General features: G+C 43.7%; 13 protein-coding genes. 2 read left to right on the forward strand and 11 right to left on the reverse strand.

What is annotated here, in order from left to right:
• Positions 1-964: 964 nt before the first annotated feature.
• From ACPUEK_RS12445 to leuC, 5 genes are all read right to left on the reverse strand, one after another.
• Positions 965-3,433 (reverse strand): TIR domain-containing protein, encoded by a 2,469-nt coding sequence (locus ACPUEK_RS12445; RefSeq protein ID WP_425640955.1) that lies wholly within the window; start codon positions 3,431-3,433, stop codon positions 965-967.
• Between the two features lie 288 nt (positions 3,434-3,721).
• The gene (asd, locus tag ACPUEK_RS12450) at positions 3,722-4,840 is read right to left on the reverse strand and encodes an aspartate-semialdehyde dehydrogenase (RefSeq protein ID WP_425640956.1); all 1,119 of its coding nucleotides are present in this window, start codon (positions 4,838-4,840) and stop codon (positions 3,722-3,724) included.
• Between the two features lie 75 nt (positions 4,841-4,915).
• Positions 4,916-5,995 (reverse strand): 3-isopropylmalate dehydrogenase, encoded by a 1,080-nt coding sequence (gene leuB / locus ACPUEK_RS12455; protein WP_067037956.1) that lies wholly within the window; start codon positions 5,993-5,995, stop codon positions 4,916-4,918.
• A gap of 9 nt (positions 5,996-6,004) precedes the next feature.
• Positions 6,005-6,655, reverse strand: a complete 651-nt coding sequence (leuD, locus tag ACPUEK_RS12460; RefSeq protein ID WP_425640957.1) for a 3-isopropylmalate dehydratase small subunit — start codon at positions 6,653-6,655, stop codon at positions 6,005-6,007.
• A gap of 9 nt (positions 6,656-6,664) precedes the next feature.
• The gene (gene leuC, locus ACPUEK_RS12465) at positions 6,665-8,089 is read right to left on the reverse strand and encodes a 3-isopropylmalate dehydratase large subunit (RefSeq protein ID WP_067037952.1); all 1,425 of its coding nucleotides are present in this window, start codon (positions 8,087-8,089) and stop codon (positions 6,665-6,667) included.
• A gap of 93 nt (positions 8,090-8,182) precedes the next feature.
• On the opposite strand from leuC, the gene ACPUEK_RS12470 reads away from it, so the two are divergent.
• The gene (locus ACPUEK_RS12470; RefSeq protein WP_083202991.1) at positions 8,183-9,064 is read left to right on the forward strand and encodes a LysR family transcriptional regulator; all 882 of its coding nucleotides are present in this window, start codon (positions 8,183-8,185) and stop codon (positions 9,062-9,064) included.
• 81 nt (positions 9,065-9,145) lie between these two features.
• The gene (locus ACPUEK_RS12475; protein ID WP_425640958.1) at positions 9,146-10,786 is read left to right on the forward strand and encodes an alpha-glucosidase; all 1,641 of its coding nucleotides are present in this window, start codon (positions 9,146-9,148) and stop codon (positions 10,784-10,786) included.
• Between the two features lie 109 nt (positions 10,787-10,895).
• Here the strand turns inward: ACPUEK_RS12475 and ACPUEK_RS12480 are convergent, their stop codons facing one another.
• The 6 genes from ACPUEK_RS12480 to ACPUEK_RS12505 all read right to left on the reverse strand — a co-directional run bounded on the left by ACPUEK_RS12480 (position 10,896) and on the right by ACPUEK_RS12505 (position 16,639).
• A complete protein-coding gene (locus ACPUEK_RS12480; protein ID WP_425640959.1) occupies positions 10,896-12,185 on the reverse strand; it encodes an NAD(P)/FAD-dependent oxidoreductase in 1,290 nt (429 codons plus the stop codon).
• Between the two features lie 75 nt (positions 12,186-12,260).
• On the reverse strand, positions 12,261-12,710 hold the full coding sequence (locus tag ACPUEK_RS12485) for a YaiI/YqxD family protein (RefSeq protein WP_067037946.1): 450 nt from the start codon (positions 12,708-12,710) through the stop codon (positions 12,261-12,263).
• Between the two features lie 158 nt (positions 12,711-12,868).
• Entirely contained in the window at positions 12,869-14,572 is a 1,704-nt protein-coding gene (locus tag ACPUEK_RS12490) for an acyl-CoA dehydrogenase family protein (RefSeq protein ID WP_425640960.1), read from the reverse strand.
• A gap of 107 nt (positions 14,573-14,679) precedes the next feature.
• Complete coding sequence (locus tag ACPUEK_RS12495) at positions 14,680-15,735, reverse strand: AraC family transcriptional regulator (protein WP_067037942.1); 1,056 nt, start codon at positions 15,733-15,735, stop codon at positions 14,680-14,682.
• A gap of 69 nt (positions 15,736-15,804) precedes the next feature.
• Positions 15,805-16,137 (reverse strand): hypothetical protein, encoded by a 333-nt coding sequence (locus ACPUEK_RS12500; RefSeq protein WP_067219708.1) that lies wholly within the window; start codon positions 16,135-16,137, stop codon positions 15,805-15,807.
• 70 nt (positions 16,138-16,207) lie between these two features.
• Positions 16,208-16,639, reverse strand: a complete 432-nt coding sequence (locus tag ACPUEK_RS12505) for a cytochrome b562 (RefSeq protein ID WP_425640961.1) — start codon at positions 16,637-16,639, stop codon at positions 16,208-16,210.
• Between the last annotated feature and the right edge of the window lie 44 nt (positions 16,640-16,683).

The raw sequence follows: 16,683 nt of genomic DNA on the forward strand, positions 1-16,683 counted from the left end.
TCAGTAGCCATGAGTTAATTAAAGTCCGAAGTGCTGCACTTTCCTATACTGCCTGACGTAATTTATTGAATACGACATCAGGCTGTTTAATCCCTTGATGAGATGCCCACCATTGTGTACATGTTTGTACAGATTATTAGATAGCCGACACAGTTAAAACCTCAGACTAACCCAGTATTAAAAAACACATTCACAGCGCCAAGCAAAACCAACAGCCTAAAACACTCCATCCATTTATTGGCAATCCACGAAAAAATCAACCCAAAGGTCTACCCTTTAAACTGGAAGACTACCTAGAACTTGTCGATCTCACTGGACGTATCGTGCGCCAACATAAACGCGGTAGCATAGGCGTATCCTTTGCCCCAATATTACAACGCCTCAATATCCCATCGGAAAACTGGCTCACCATCGCCACCCAATTCGAACAACACACCTTCGCCGCCGTCGACACCGAAACCATCCTATCTAACTACTATCAAAATGCAGGCTACAAACGAAGGCCAAAGAGACAACTACTAGTCTAACAAATCCCCTTCGCCCTTTTGCTATTACCTTACTGGTAAGGCACCCACTCGCCTCAAATTCAACAGAACAGTTCAAATAAAGCCAATTTCCCAACTAACACGCACAAAAAAGCCAGTCTCGATTGAAACTGGCTAGATATTTGGTGCTGCTTAAAACTGAGTTACGAGTCACTTTTTAAGGTGGGTGTCTCAATAACTAATCCCTTCGCCCTTTTGCTATTACCTTACTGGTAAGGCACCCACTCGCCTCAAATTCAACAGAACAGTTCAAATAAAGCCAATTTCCCAACTAACACGCACAAAAAAGCCAGTCTCGATTGAAACTGGCTAGGCGTTTGGCACTGGTTAGAATTGAAGTACCAGTCACTTTTTAAAGTGGGTGTCTTGATTAACCCTTTTAAGGTGGATGTCTTAATTAACTTTACTCAAAGGTGGAATCAATTATTTTTATTCGAAATATCTCGCAAGCGATTTATAATTCTATCCTTGCTTTCTAAAGGATAACGATTCAACTCTTTATCAATAGTTTTTATTGACTCTGAGAAATCACCATCGAATGCATATAGATAAGATTTATATTTATTAAAAGTTCTAGATGAAATATTTTTCATTCTTGAAATCTCTTCTAACTTTGAAACACCTTTACTCAACATATCCTTATCTTCATATTTTATTGCCAAATCACAAAATGTGAGCAATGGATAATAGGTATCAGGATACCTATCTACAGCATCACTTATTAAATCAATAGCTCTCTGCTTATTATTATTAACTTTTGCTTCAAATAGTGAACTAGCAATATCAGCCATTTCAATCGACTGCTCTGAATCAATATTCCTTAAGTCACCAATTAACATTTCAAGCGTTGACTTATTGTCTTGAACATTATCGGAGTTAATTAAACAATGAAAATACGCTTGAGTATGAAATTGATTACCTCTATTTTCTTCATAATTGTTTTTTGCAAATGTAAGAGCTTTTTCATATTCTTCCAATTGAACGTACACTTGAACAATTTCACGCTTAGCTCGAGACCCAACATAAGGAGCATTTGCAATAGGTGTAAAACGACTTAAAGCTTCTTCATATCTTCCTGTAAGCCTATAATAGAACCCGAGTAGGAAATTATGCTCATCTCCACGTATCTCATGAACTTCGCTAAGCAGCCTTGAATCTTTTTTCTTAGCTAGTGCAAGACATAAATAGTAACGAATGTCTTTTTCAACTCTGATATCTAAATAATTATTCTTTTGAAGAATTATATCTGCAAGTTCAATTATTCTTTCCAAACTCCCTCTGCTGAAGTATAAATCCTTCATACACCTTAGATAATGAGAGGGAATCAACAATTTTTCATCAATATCATAGCCTTTTTTCAAGGCCTCTTTTACTGTATAGATATATTCTGATGAATCTCTTTCAAAGACGTCATCTTCTTCGACTAAACGTTTAACTTGCTCATCTAATTTATCACTAAACTCTCTACTCAACTTAATTTGATTTCTTTTGATGTAGTCACGAATCACATCGTTTAGTCGAATAATTTCACCATCCAAGCCTATTAATTCACAAATACTTTCTGACACTAAGCCCTCAAGTATTGGGTAAAAAAAACCCTCATCAACAATTTTAAAAATAAAGTCAGATGATATTATTTCAAATTGAGCTAGTAGCCTTATAAAGCCCAAAACCGTTTCATTATCTTCATATTTTCTTAAAAGTATAGAAGCTTTATCGGTATTATATTCAGTTAACACAGGGAGCTTGTCAATTAGCTTTGTATCAAGATCGTTTCTTACAATATCAACAGCAAACATAATTTGGTCTGGCAAACCAAAAAGTAATTCACCAACCATTTTAAAATCTTCTTTTGATATATCCACATCATAAAGTCTTAAAAGCTGAGAAAGTAAGTTCATTCTCTCCTTCGGATTTAACTCTGTCAATTCAACAAAGAAAAACATATTATTTCTAGGTCTATTTCGAAAGTTAACCTTGAACTTTGATGCTATAGCAAAAACAGGAAAGTCAGAACCGTCATATTCTTCAATTACATTTTTAAACCAATCAGTAATAGAGCGTTGATAATTTATCAAACATCCATCATCTAAAACATAAATAATCTCTCTATTTCTATAAGCCTCATGCATTATTGAGTGAATAATACCTTTCTTATCTTCTATAGTTTTTTCAGATAAACTAAGTACATCCTCACCTAAATCTGTCAAACCTAAGTCATTCAACTTTAAAATAAAATCTTCAATAGAAACACTATCATCTAAGTATATTGAAGATGGCTTGTGCGATGTTTCTGACACATTTGTTTTAACTAATGCTCTATGTAAGAATGTTCTACGACCTACCCCAGATAAACCTGTAGCGAAGATTGCAGATGGTTTCTCAATACAAAAATCATGAATTCGTTCTTCAAACTCATCTTGCTTATCATTTCGACCAACAAACATATTATGACGTTTTTTTAGTTCAGGATGCTTGGACCAGCTTAACTCTCTAAGCTTATTATGTATCTTCTTCGAAGCTACAACTGCTCTTTTAATCGGCTTAAGATTGTAATTCCTTAACCAATCTGGAATTTTTTCGTCTTTGTACGTGGTTATATCGTCAATAACTATTGGGAAAAATTTTGAAATCTTGTCTTCACTTAAAAGAGTTTTTGCTTCTAAAATTTCACGTTGAACCCACTTAGACTTCAATGCATTTTGGGATAAAAAAAGCACAAACAAATCAGTCCGACCTAATCCTGAAAGGATCTCATCTAAAGGCTTCCCACCTTCTTCAAAGGTCCATTCATCATAATGGATATTATCTTTCCCAAGCCACTCAGCAACTTTTCTAACATATCCATTTTTATCTGCACTTGAATGAGAAAGAAATGCCTTAATCATATGCAAACCCCCTTTTTTTGTTTCATGTTATACAGTACATGTTAACGCATATGTCATTGATAAAGCATGTAATTTCAATCTTAGAATCAATTAAAGTAAAAGTGTACAATAAGCGTAATACTAATGCTTTCGTACTTAAGTACAGTCCAAATGAATGGTTTTCTTCTTTTTGATTCTAGGCAGCAGCCCTTAACATAAGTGCAATCAGCACCCTCCAAACTAAGTAAACAAAAAAACCCGCTATCTCTCGACAGCGGGTCTTTCTAACTCAATCCAACCAAAAGCCAGTTAGCCTTCAATCAGGATACGCAACATACGACGTAGTGGCTCTGCTGCACCCCAAAGTAGTTGGTCACCGACTGAGAAGGCGCTGATGTATTCAGGGCCCATGTTCAGTTTACGGATACGACCGACTGGGATACCAAGTGTACCAGTCGCAACAGTTGGCGTTAGACGCTGCATTGTTGCTTCTTTGTCGTTTGGTACTACATCAACCCATTGGTTGTGCTCTGCCAGCAAGCCTTCGATGTCCGCAACTGGGATATCTTTGTTTAGCTTGATGGTGTACGCCTGGCTGTGACAACGCATCGCACCGATACGTACACATAGACCGTCCACTGGGATTGGGTTGCCGTCAATGCCTAGGATCTTGTTACATTCCGCTTGTGCTTTCCACTCTTCACGGCTTTGGCCGTTATCAAGTTGGCTGTCGATGTAAGGGATCAAAGAACCTGCTAGCGGTACGCCGAACTGGTCAGTCGGAAGTGTACCAGAGCGCATTTTCTCTGCCACTTTACGATCGATGTCTAGGATCGCACTTGCTGGATCAGCCAACTCAGACGCCACTTCTGCATTCAATAGACCAAACTGGTTAATCAATTCGCGCATGTGACGTGCACCGCCACCAGAAGCCGCTTGGTATGTCATGGATGTCATCCACTCGATGTGGCCTTTTTCGAACAGGCCACCCAGAGCAAGAAGCATCAATGAAACAGTACAGTTACCACCCACATAAGTCTTAACGCCATCTTGCAAACCTTGCTTGATCACGTTTTGGTTAACTGGGTCTAGGACGATGATGGCATCTTTGTCCATACGCAGCGAAGACGCGGCGTCGATCCAGTAGCCATTCCAACCAGCATTACGCAACTGTGGGTAGACCGCTTTGGTGTAGTCACCACCTTGACACGTAATAATGACATCCATCTTTTTCAATGACTCAATATCCATTGCGTCTTGTAGAAGTGGAATGTCCTTACCAATATCTGGGCCAGCTTGACCCGTTTGGGACGTAGAGAAGAACACTGGATCAATGTGATCGAAATCGTTCTCTTCACGCATACGTTGCATCAGCACAGAACCTACCATTCCGCGCCAGCCGACTAAACCTACAGTGTGTTTTGACATGGTTTTTTACCTTTTTTAGGGTGGGTCTACTCATACCAAGAGCAGTATCCCGAGTTAATGCTTAATTATTATGAATTAAGCGCTTAATGCAGCAAGTACAGCATCACCCATTTGTGATGTGCTTACTGTTTCGCTTCCCTCTGAAGCGATATCTGCTGTGCGAAGACCTTGGTCAAGCACGTTGCTTACAGCGGCTTCAATCGCGTCCGCTGCATCTTTTGCATTTAATGAGTAGCGCAACATCATAGCAACAGAAAGGATCGTCGCCAATGGGTTTGCGATACCTTTGCCTGCGATATCGGGTGCTGAACCGTGACAAGGCTCGTACATGCCTTGACCTTTTGAGTTCAGAGAAGCAGAAGGTAGCATACCGATAGAGCCTGTCAACATGGCTGCCGCATCTGACAAAATATCACCGAACATGTTGCCGGTTACCATGACGTCAAATTGCTTCGGCGCGCGCACCAGCTGCATTGCAGCGTTGTCGACCAACATGTGCGACAGTTCAACGTCTGGGTATTCTTTTGCGACTTCTTCCATGACTTCTTTCCACAGAACCGTCACTTCCAGTACGTTGGATTTGTCGATAGAACAAACGCGTTTGCCTCGCTGACGTGCTGCTTCAAAGGCAGAATGCGCGATACGGCGGATTTCAGACTCGCTGTACACGTAAGTGTTAAAGCCTTCACGCTCGCCGTTTTCAAGCGTGCGGATGCCACGTGGTTGACCGAAGTAAATACCACCAGTCAATTCACGTACGATCAAAATGTCTAGACCTGCAACGATTTCAGGCTTCAAGCTCGACGCATCGGCCAATTGTGGGTATAGGATCGCTGGGCGCAAATTGGCAAATAGCTCAAGGTTAGAACGCAGACCCAATAGACCTTTTTCAGGTCGAACGGACATGTCTAGGCCATCCCATTTCGGGCCGCCTACCGCACCCAATAGGATCGAGTCAGCGGCTTTGGCTTTGTCTAACGTTGTTTCAGGCAGTGGCGAACCCGTTTCATCGTAGGCAGAACCGCCTACTAATGCGGACTCATGCTCGATACCTAAGTCAAAAGAAGCGTTTACTGCGTCTAGTACGCGAACCGCTTGTTCAACGATCTCAGGGCCAATACCGTCACCCGGCAATACTAATACTTTCTTAGACATGTTCTTTCCTTACAATGCGCGCGCTTCGAATAACCAAGGCGCTGTTTGAATGCGTTTTTCTTCGTAGGCGTGGATCGCGTCGGCTTGCTGTAGTGTTAGGCCGATGTCATCCAAACCGTTTAATAGACAATGTTTACGGAACGCGTCTACTTGGAAGCTGAATTCTGTGCCAGACGGTGTTATAACCGTCTGATTTTCTAGGTCAACGGTTAGCTCATAACCTTCGTTTGCTTCGACTTCTTCGAACAACTGATCCACTTCTTCTTCCTTAAGTACAATCGGAAGTAAGCCGTTTTTGAAACAGTTGTTGTAGAAAATGTCCGCGAAGCTTGGCGCGATCACGGAGCGAATACCGAAATCATCCAATGCCCAAGGCGCGTGCTCACGGCTTGAACCACAACCAAAGTTACTGCGGGCCAGCAAGACGCTGGTGCCTTGGTAACGGTCTTGGTTTAGAACGAAGTCTTTACGTAGCGGACGGCCAGTACACTCTTGGTCTGGCTGACCTTCGTCTTCGTAGCGTAATTCGTCGAATAAGTTTTTACCAAAACCTGTGCGCTTGATGGATTTCAAGAACTGCTTTGGGATGATCATATCAGTATCAACGTTGGCCAAGTCTAAAGGCGCTGCGATACCTGTGTGTGTTGTAAATGGGCGCATCGCTGACTCCTAGTGTTTAACCAATTCGTTTACGTCTACAAAGTGACCAGCAATCGCAGCGGCGGCGGCCATCGCAGGGCTCACCAAATGCGTACGACCACCGAAGCCTTGACGACCTTCAAAGTTACGGTTTGACGTTGACGCACAATGTTCGCCGTGGCCAAGCTTGTCAGCGTTCATCGCAAGACACATGGAACAGCCTGGCTCGCGCCATTCAAGCCCCGCTTCAGTGAAGATTTTATCCAAGCCTTCTTTCTCGGCTTGCTCTTTCACCAAACCAGAACCTGGTACAACGATGGCTTGTTTCAACGTGTCAGCGACTTTACGGCCTTTTACGACTTCTGCCGCAGCGCGTAAATCTTCAATACGAGAGTTGGTACAAGAACCAATGAACACGCGATCTAGCGTAATGTCCGCAAGAGTTTTCTTGCCTTCTAGGCCCATGTATTTCCAGGCACGTGCGTAACCGTCACGTGTCACTGCATCAGCTTGGTCTTCTGGACGCGGGATGTCTTGATCGATGGCGATTACCATCTCAGGCGACGTACCCCAAGTTACTTGTGGCTTGATGTCGGCACCATTTAGCACAACCACTTCGTCAAATTCAGCGTCTTTGTCAGACACTAAATCTTTCCATGCTTCGACAGCCATGTCCCAGTGCGCGCCTTTCGGTGCGTACGGACGATCTTTAACGTAGTCGATGGTCGTTTGGTCAACGGCGATCAAACCCACGCGTGCGCCGGCTTCAATCGCCATGTTACACACGGTCATCCGACCTTCCATTGACAGCGATGCAATCGCTGAACCGCCGAATTCGATGGCGTAACCGGTACCACCGGCCGTACCGATTTCACCGATAATCGCCAACACAACGTCTTTCGCCGTGACGTAAGGTGATAACTCACCGTCTACGCGTACAAGCATGTTGCGCATTTTTTTCTGAACTAGACACTGAGTGGCTAGCACGTGTTCCACTTCTGACGTACCGATGCCGTGTGCTAATGCACCGAATGCACCATGAGTCGATGTATGCGAATCACCACACACAACCGTCATACCCGGAATCGTTGCGCCCTGCTCTGGGCCTACTACGTGAACGATACCTTGGCGTATATCGGTCATTTTGAATTCTGTGATACCGAATTCGTCACAGTTATCATCCAAAGTGGTTACTTGGATTTTCGATACTGGATCGGCGATGCCGTTCACACCGCTCTTACGCTCTTCTACTGTCGTTGGAACGTTGTGATCTGGCGTAGCAAGACTTGATGTTAAACGCCATGGTTTACGGCCGTGAAGGCGTAGACCTTCAAACGCCTGTGGCGACGTTACTTCGTGAAGCAGTTGTAAGTCGATGTAGATTAAAGCACTACCATCGTCACGCTGTTGAACAAGGTGGCTATCCCACAACTTGTCGTAAAGTGTTTTTGCCATTGCTTTCTCTCCTACTTAAGCATTGCGTAATAGTACTGCGTGTACTTAAATTACTCCAATTCATATTTTTCATGTTTTGGATAATTATTTGGAATGATGGACATACAAGAGCTTTTAACCTTTATCAAAGTCGCGGAAACGCATTCTTTTTCGGATGCCGCCGATGCGCTGTTTATCACCCAGCCTGCGGTCAGCAAACGCATTGCCGCACTCGAATCGAATTTAAATGTAAAATTATTTGACCGCATTGGCCGTCAAATACACTTAACCGAGGCCGGAACGCGACTGCTACCCAAAGCAAAGCGCCTCGCCAATGACTTAAATGATATTAAACGTAGCATGACGTTACAAATGGACGATGTGTCTGGTGAGCTGAACATTGCTACCAGTCACCATATTGGCTTACATCGCCTTCCTAAAACGCTGAAGCGTTTTCAGCTTGAATATCCGCAGGCGGAAATAAAAATTGAGTTTACTCAATCAGAAGATGCGCACCGTCAAATTATCAAGGGCGAAGCGGAAATTGGCATCATCACCCTGTCCTCCCATTCAGAAAACATGCTCAATGCCATTCCGATTTGGTCGGACCCGTTACAATGCGTGGTCAGCCTTGATCACCCGCTGGCTCAGTTAGACGACGTAGATGTGATCGAACTTTCCAAGTACCCATGTGTCTTGCCACACGAAAACACCTTTACTCGCCAGATCGCCGAGAAAGTGTTTGCGGTGAATAACGTTCGTCCACAAGTCAAAATGAACACCAACAACCTTGATACCTTAGCGATGTTGGTCAGTATTGGCTGGGGCTGGTCATTAATTCCATCGACGGTGGTCAACGACCAATTAGCGGTGGTAAACCTACCCGCCTTAAACGTAGAACGTAAACTGGGCGTGATTCATCATAAGCAAAGAACACTAAGTCGAGCAGCATCGGCCTTTATTGAACTGTTACAAGCGCAATCAATGAATTCCTAATCCTTAATCAAAATTCACACGCTTTAGTGAAAATTAGTGCTAGGGTAAACATATAGATGTTTGTTTTATAAGGGGTATGCGATGAGTAAAGAAACGACGGATTGGTGGCGTGGAGCTGTTATTTATCAGATTTACCCACGTAGTTTTATGGATTCAAATGGCGATGGTATCGGTGATCTAAAAGGCATCACACAAAAAATGCCCTACATTGCATCCCTCGGTGTCGATGCGATTTGGTTGTCACCTTTTTTTACTTCGCCCATGAAAGACTTTGGTTATGACGTATCGGATTATTGCGACGTTGACCCAATCTTTGGTGAGCTAGCCGATTTTGATGAACTCATTGCAAAAGCTCACCAACACAATATTAAAGTCATCATTGACCAAGTGCTCAATCACACATCGGATCAACACCCTTGGTTTAAAGAGTCCCGTTCTAGCCGAGATAACGATAAATCAGACTGGTATGTCTGGGTAGATGCTAAGCCGGATGGCACCGTTCCCAATAACTGGCTATCGGTTTTTGGTGGCCCGGCTTGGCATTGGGATAGCCGTCGTCGACAGTACTATCTACACAATTTTTTAGACAGTCAGCCTGATTTAAACTTCCATAACCCTGATGTTGTCGACGCATTACTTGACAGCGTACGCTTTTGGTTAGATCGAGGTGTCGACGGCTTCCGTTTAGACACGGCCAATTATTTTTTCCATGATCTTGAACTGCGCAATAATCCACCAAAACAAGAGGTTATCGAAGGCAGTATTGGCGTCAGTTTGGACAATCCTTATGGCTACCAATTGCACCTGTACGATAAATCACGCCCCGAAAACATTGCCTTTTTAGAGCAGCTGCGAGCGCTACTGGATGAATATACAGGCATAACAACGGTTGGCGAAGTAGGTTGTGATTTTTCATTGAAAACCATGGCTGAATACACACAAGGTAACAACAAGCTTCATATGTGTTATTCGTTTGATCTGCTCACGCATGACAGTAGCATGACGCATATCCATAACACCATGACATCCATCGAAGAAGGATTAGGTGATGGCTGGCCTTGCTGGTCGATGAGCAATCACGATGTTGAACGTGTCGCTTCACGCTGGAATGATGGAAAAGCCTCTGGAGCTAAGAGTAAGGTGTTTATGGCCATGCTTTTATCTTTACGTGGTAGCGTTTGTCTATATCAAGGTGAAGAACTGGGCCTACCTGAAGCGCAGCTAGAATTTGAACAACTTGTCGACCCATTTGGTATCAACTTTTGGCCCGAATTTAAAGGTCGAGATGGTTGTCGAACCCCAATGCCATGGGAGAACAAATCGACTGGAGGGTTTTCTAATAATCAGTCCCCTTGGTTGCCAATCAGCGACTTGCATCTACCTATAGCGGTTTCCGAGCAACAAGGTGATCGTCATTCTGTTTTGCACGCGTATAGGGACTTTTTACATTTCAGAAAGCACCACCCGGCACTTATCTCAGGTGACATCGAGTTCTTGTTTAGCGATAAGGATATCTTGGTCTTTACCCGTACTCATGATGAAGAAATGCTTCTCGTCGGTATTAACGTAGGTGATCAGGGGCACTTTACCTCTCCTTTAAGTTATGAAGTCAAAGATATCGTTATGCCTGAGGGATTAAGGATCGGTCAGTTTGAGAACCGCAAACTCATACTGCCTTCTAATTCGGTGTACATTGGTAAGATCACCAAAACAATCATATAAAACCTAACACTGTACAAGCATACAGCTTTCATTAAATAGGGATTAAAAAAAGGGGTCACTTCTATGAAGTGACCCCTTTTTTAATCTGGATGCCTTGCAGCATTAGGCTTTAGTGCAACTTAAGTTTTGGCTTAACGACTTTACCGACACGTTGTGCTGCCATAATGATAATTGCTTTAAACCAGCCATGAATGGCAATCAAATGCAGGCGATACAGGGATACGTAAACGAAACGAGCCAAGCGGCCTTCTACAAACATAGACCCTTTCATCAAATTACCCATTAAGCTGCCAACCGTACTGTATTTACTGAGGTTAACCAATGAGCCATAGTCTTTGTATTCGTACTCTTGGAGGGGCTGTCCTTTAAACTTAGCCACAATATTATCGTGTACTAAAGCCGCCATTTGATGAGCAGATTGAGCCCGCGGCGGCACGAATGAGCCATTGGCTTGCTTGCAGGCGCAGCAGTCACCAATCACATACAGATCGTCATAACTCGTGCTTTGCAGCGTACCTTTTACCAACACTTGATTGTTACGAGTGGTTTCAAGGCCTTCAATTTCGCTGAGAAATTTCGGCGCTTTTACACCAGCTGCCCAAATCATTAAATCTGCTTTGTGAAGCTCGCCTTTTTTTGTCATCAAGCCTTCGTAACTTGCCTCAGTAATACAGGTATCTTCGAGGACATTTACACCAAGTTGCTCCAACTCCTTCTTAGCGTTGTTAGCGATACGTTCAGGGAGCGCTGGAAGAATTCGAGCCCCTGCCTCAATGAGCTCCACGTTTACCTTTTCAGAAGTAATTTCTTCCATGCCATACGATTTAAGCAGCTCTGCCACATGGAAAAGCTCAGCAGATAACTCTACGCCAGTTGCACCACCTCCTACGATAGAGATATTTAATTTTTGATCTCCAGGAAGTTGATGAATTCGCAAGAACTGCGTTAAAAGCGCTTGTTGAAAGCGTTCCGCTTGGCGATGAGAGTCTAGAAAATAACAGTGTTCTGCCACCCCAGGCGTGCCAAAATCATTGCTAACACTGCCTACAGCCAACACTAAAATATCGTAATCAACTTTTCGAGCAGGTAAGACTTCGTGGCCTTTATCATCGCTTATAGAAGTAAGGCTAATCGTCTTGTTAATGGCGTCAATTTCATAGGCGGTGCCCAGCTTAAATGTGTAGTGGTGTTTCGTCGAGTGAGCACGATAGTTAAGACCATCAGTGTTGATATCAATGGATCCGGTGGCCACTTCATGCAACAGCGGTTTCCAAATATGCGTCTGAGAACGGTCAATTAAGGTGATTTGAGCATGCTTACGCTTGCCTAGGCTATGACCTAAACGGGTTGCAAGTTCTAAGCCCCCTGCACCACCACCTAATACTACAATTTTTTTCATATTAAACCCCAAACTGTGAATGATTTGCTAAGCATTGGGATTGCTTAGCAAATCATTCCTCAACAGAGGAATGATTTAGTGTACGCGCTTCGCTAGCAGTCGATCCAGCGCATTGGCAAAGGCTGCTTTATCTTTATCGCCAAACGGCGCAGCGCCGCCAGTATCAAACCCGCTAGAACGCATTTGATCCATAAAGTCACGCATACCAAGCTTTTGTTTGATGTTATCAGTGGTGTACTGCTCACCTTTGGACGTTAACACTAACGCACCACGGGCAATACAGTCAGAGGCAAGCGGGATATCGGAGGTAATAACGACATCACCAGGGGAAACATTTTCTTCGATGTAGGTATCGGCTTCATCAAAACCACTTGGCACAACTTTTCGCACCAGCCATTTACTCGGTGGTAAGGCGACAGCCATATTCGCAACAAAAGTACAAAGCACTTCACAGCGTTCAGCCGCTTTAAAAAGAATTGGCTTGATTGCATTAGGACACGCGTCGGCGTCCACCCATATTTGCATTGAGAACTCCTTAACTAAGAGTTCTATTATTGCGGACTCAGCGTTTGTTTGGCTATAGGGAAAGTGATGGTTTTTATAAAATATCATTATTTTCAGTTATAGCGGGCAATCACTGCCCGCACAGTAACGTAATATAAATATATTATTTACGATTATTATTACTTTAACAGTTCTGCAGAAGGTATTGGCTCACTAGGTCCAAATTGTTTAAGCGAATCAAAATAGTATCGCCCACGACCAATGACATGCTTAAAGTAAAATTCGGTTTTGGCTTGCCAAGCGGCGCTTGCTTGATCACTTTGATTGCCTTTCAGCAGCAACCAGCCACCAATGGTAAAACCAGAGAGCATCATGAAGTCGTATGCCGCTTCGCTGGATTCAACCTCATTGTTTAACAACATCGCTTTCGATTGCTCAATAAGCTTCACATAGTCAGCAAGAGTATCTGAATGCGCCGTTCCACTAAAATGACTGACGTCGGTACGAATGTCTTCGATTAAAGCCGTTAATGCAGACCCTTGGTCTCCCTGAAGTTTTCTTCCCACAAGGTCTAACGCCTGAATACCATTGGTTCCTTCATAGATAGGCAAGATTCGCGCATCTCGAAAGAGCTGAGCCACGCCAGTTTCCTCAATGTAACCCATGCCGCCATGCACCTGCACCGCCAGCGAAACGATCTCTTGCGCCATTTCTGTCAGCCAGCCTTTAACAATCGGGGTATAGAGTTCGGTTCGAGCCAAATGCTGACCATCTTGGTCAGATAAATCGCTTTCCACTGAGGCGGTATACATCAAGGCTCGCATCGCCGATAAAGTACTCGCCATTTGCCACAACATACGTTTCACATCGCCATGCTCAGCAATAGCAACTTTTTCTTTCGAACCTTTTGCTGCACCTTGAACACGATCAAAGGAATAATCCAAAGCCATTTGATAGGCCGCTTCTGCTACGGCTAAGCCTTGTAATCCCACACTCTGGCGCGCGTTGTTCATCATCGTAAACATGGCGGCAAGGCCTTTATTCTCTTGGCCGACAAGGTAACCAATAGCGCCTTCGCTTTCGCCAAACTGCATCACACAGGTCGGTGATCCATGAATGCCCATTTTGTGCTCGATCGATAAGGGGTATACGTCGTTGCGGCGACCTGGATGACCGTTGTCGTCCAACAGATATTTAGGCACTAAGAATAACGAAATTCCCCGCACACCCTCAGGTGCATCCGGTAGACGAGCCAACACCAAATGAATGATGTTTTCACTCATCAAGTGGTCTCCCCAAGTGATGTAGATTTTTTGTCCGTAAATTCGATATTGCTCGCCATCACGAACCGCTTTGGTTTTAATGGCTGCCAAATCACTGCCCGCACCTGGCTCAGTTAAGTTCATGGTGCCGGTCCATTTACCAGATACCATGTTTGGCAAGTAAGTGTTTTTTAACTCATCGCTCGCGTGGGTATCAATCGCGTCAACAGCCCCCTGAGTCAGCAGCGGACACAACGAAAAAGATAAATTAGAAGACTGAATACCTTCGTTGAAGGCGACTTCTAGTGCGCGCGGAAGTTCTTGTCCACCGTATTGCTCTGGGGCACTCAGTGTTGTCCATGCTGCGTCTTGGAGGGCTTCGTATACCGCTTTGAATTCTGGCGTTTCTTGAACGCAACGCTCCACCATTTTAGGAGGTGTTACGTCACCTAATCGATTACTCGGCGCAACGATCTGTTCAGAAAACTTAGCGGCCTCGGATAAAATAGGCTCAAGAAGGTCGGCGCCATAGTTTGGGAAATGCGGTTCCAGTCGCTCAATGCCTGCAATATGCTCTAAGCAAAACTGTACTTCTTGGGCTGGATAGCGATAACCACTCATTGATCGACTCCTCATATTTTTATTTTTAAGAGTGGATAATTAGAGCCTATTCAACAATGGCAAATGGTTGCTAATTTGCTGACAAATAGGCTCACAGGCAACACGGGTTAATTCAGTGTTTGATAATCGGCATGTTTACGATATTCACCTGGTGTCATGCCCGTCCACTTCTTAAACGAGCGATAAAAAGCACTCGGCTCCTCAAATCCCATCAATGCTGCAATTTCATTAAACGACAGCTGCGGTGCATTGATATAGGTGATCGCCGCCTCTTTACGGCACTCATCTTTGATTTGCTGAAAAGAGGTATCTTCGTCAGTCAGGCGACGACGTAACGTTGAAACACTCATATTCAACATGGATGCAACTTCTTCGGCTGACAGCATTTCTTGTGAGAAATCTTTTCCCAAAATGGAAATCACCCGAGACTTCAAACTGTTGTCATTATCGACCATTACTAACAGCTGATAAGGTGCCGTTTTGAGGAAGCTGCGTAAACTGTCGTCGTTCTGCACCAAAGGCATGTCTAGATAAGAGGCAGGAAATACTAATGCATTGCCATGTTGCGAGAACTTCACATCAGATTGGAATAGCGTCTGATAATACTCCACGTCGTCTGGACGTGTGGCGGTAAAATAAGCCGCTTTTAATACCAAACGGCGACCAATAAACCAACTGATAAAATGATGCCACATTGAGAGGGTGGTACGAACACGTTCTGGGGAATCAAACGCCTTATCTAGAGAAATATTAGCGCCCTCTTCAAGTGACTCGATCGGAGCAAACGTCACTTTCGCGAAGCGCCCTTTTTTAACGACGATTGGCTTGATGGTTGGACCACGACAGATTTCATAAAAATCACTGCAGCGTTTAAGGGCTTGGCCAAGATTTTTTGAATGCAGAATACACAGACACATCATACGAAATGAGCCTTTTGGCATTCGGCCACCGCTTAATATACCGAACGACTCATCGTTCATCATCTGCATGATACGTTGATATAACAAACCATAAAGGTATACAGAGATACCTTTCGCTTCTTCTACTTCAGAGCGCGATAACCCTACTTCGTTTAACAGCGGTGCAATATCACAACCTTGATTTTCAACCGCATTAAGAAGATATCGAACACTCTGTGCAGGAACAGTCGCTTTTATTTCCATCCAAAGCTTCCTTAAAAATATCAAGCACAAAAAAAGGCTGCATAGGAATGCAGCCTTTTAGTTTTATTATTAGTTTTCTTCAGTGAACGCATCAAGCAAATCGTTAACGACAGTGTCTTCTTCGCTAACCTTCGTATCCACCTTCTTCGCTGTTTCATCCACTTTAGGAGTAAACGTGAAGCGTTTCGGGCGAACTTTTTGCTGAACTGCCTCAGGCTCTGGCAATAGGCCAAGGCGCTCAAGCTTTTTCTTAGCTTGCTCTTTACGTTGCTTTTCTTTCTTTGCATCAAAACGAGTAGGATTCGCAGCTTTGCGAGCCTTCTTCTGCTCTTTATGCATTTCCTTGGTACCAGTTTTACCAAGTTTCCCTTTCAGACTACGGGACTTTTTCACGCGAGCCATAATTAACCTCTCTAACAAGACACCTATTGTAGCAATCAAGTTCAATTAGGTCACGCTGAACACAAACTCATTAGCAATCAGTTTTGAATGCTCGGTGACCTTTTTTACGCAAGTTGCCTATTTCACCCAGCATGGTCTTAGCTTTACTGCCGTCTTTCGCTTCTAACGCACCATCTAACGCCATGAAGGCGGCAATAGTGTCATCAATAACGGATTGGTAATCGGCTTGACGTGCGGCCAACTTATCTCCACTCAGACCCTTTTCTTCAAAAAGATAAGGCGTTTCTTCACGAGCATCACGCAATACCGTGATAATCGTGTCGATACGCTCTTCAGCAGACGCGTAATTGTCTTTCTTCACGTCAAAAGCCAGACTTTTCATTTCAGTTTTCAACGTCGACATGTCTTCATGAAGTGCCGTGTCATCACAGGACTGATTAGCAAACGTCAAGCCACTAACAGATAACAGTAATCCACTTACTAGAACTTTCTTACTTAACATCCTCTCTCTCCTGTATTTGTTAAGTTATCTTCGAAAAACACTCT

Source organism: Marinomonas gallaica (assembly GCF_049821165.1).
Taxonomy (GTDB): domain Bacteria; phylum Pseudomonadota; class Gammaproteobacteria; order Pseudomonadales; family Marinomonadaceae; genus Marinomonas; species Marinomonas gallaica.

Coding starts and splice junctions, on each gene's coding strand:
- ACPUEK_RS12445 (WP_425640955.1), bottom strand. CDS start 3,433: ATGATTAAGGCATTTCTTTCTCATTCAAGTGCAGATAAAAATGGATAT.
- asd (WP_425640956.1), bottom strand. CDS start 4,840: ATGTCAAAACACACTGTAGGTTTAGTCGGCTGGCGCGGAATGGTAGGT.
- leuB (WP_067037956.1), bottom strand. CDS start 5,995: ATGTCTAAGAAAGTATTAGTATTGCCGGGTGACGGTATTGGCCCTGAG.
- leuD (WP_425640957.1), bottom strand. CDS start 6,655: ATGCGCCCATTTACAACACACACAGGTATCGCAGCGCCTTTAGACTTG.
- leuC (WP_067037952.1), bottom strand. CDS start 8,089: ATGGCAAAAACACTTTACGACAAGTTGTGGGATAGCCACCTTGTTCAA.
- ACPUEK_RS12470 (WP_083202991.1), top strand. CDS start 8,183: ATGATGGACATACAAGAGCTTTTAACCTTTATCAAAGTCGCGGAAACG.
- ACPUEK_RS12475 (WP_425640958.1), top strand. CDS start 9,146: ATGAGTAAAGAAACGACGGATTGGTGGCGTGGAGCTGTTATTTATCAG.
- ACPUEK_RS12480 (WP_425640959.1), bottom strand. CDS start 12,185: ATGAAAAAAATTGTAGTATTAGGTGGTGGTGCAGGGGGCTTAGAACTT.
- ACPUEK_RS12485 (WP_067037946.1), bottom strand. CDS start 12,710: ATGCAAATATGGGTGGACGCCGACGCGTGTCCTAATGCAATCAAGCCA.
- ACPUEK_RS12490 (WP_425640960.1), bottom strand. CDS start 14,572: ATGAGTGGTTATCGCTATCCAGCCCAAGAAGTACAGTTTTGCTTAGAG.
- ACPUEK_RS12495 (WP_067037942.1), bottom strand. CDS start 15,735: ATGGAAATAAAAGCGACTGTTCCTGCACAGAGTGTTCGATATCTTCTT.
- ACPUEK_RS12500 (WP_067219708.1), bottom strand. CDS start 16,137: ATGGCTCGCGTGAAAAAGTCCCGTAGTCTGAAAGGGAAACTTGGTAAA.
- ACPUEK_RS12505 (WP_425640961.1), bottom strand. CDS start 16,639: ATGTTAAGTAAGAAAGTTCTAGTAAGTGGATTACTGTTATCTGTTAGT.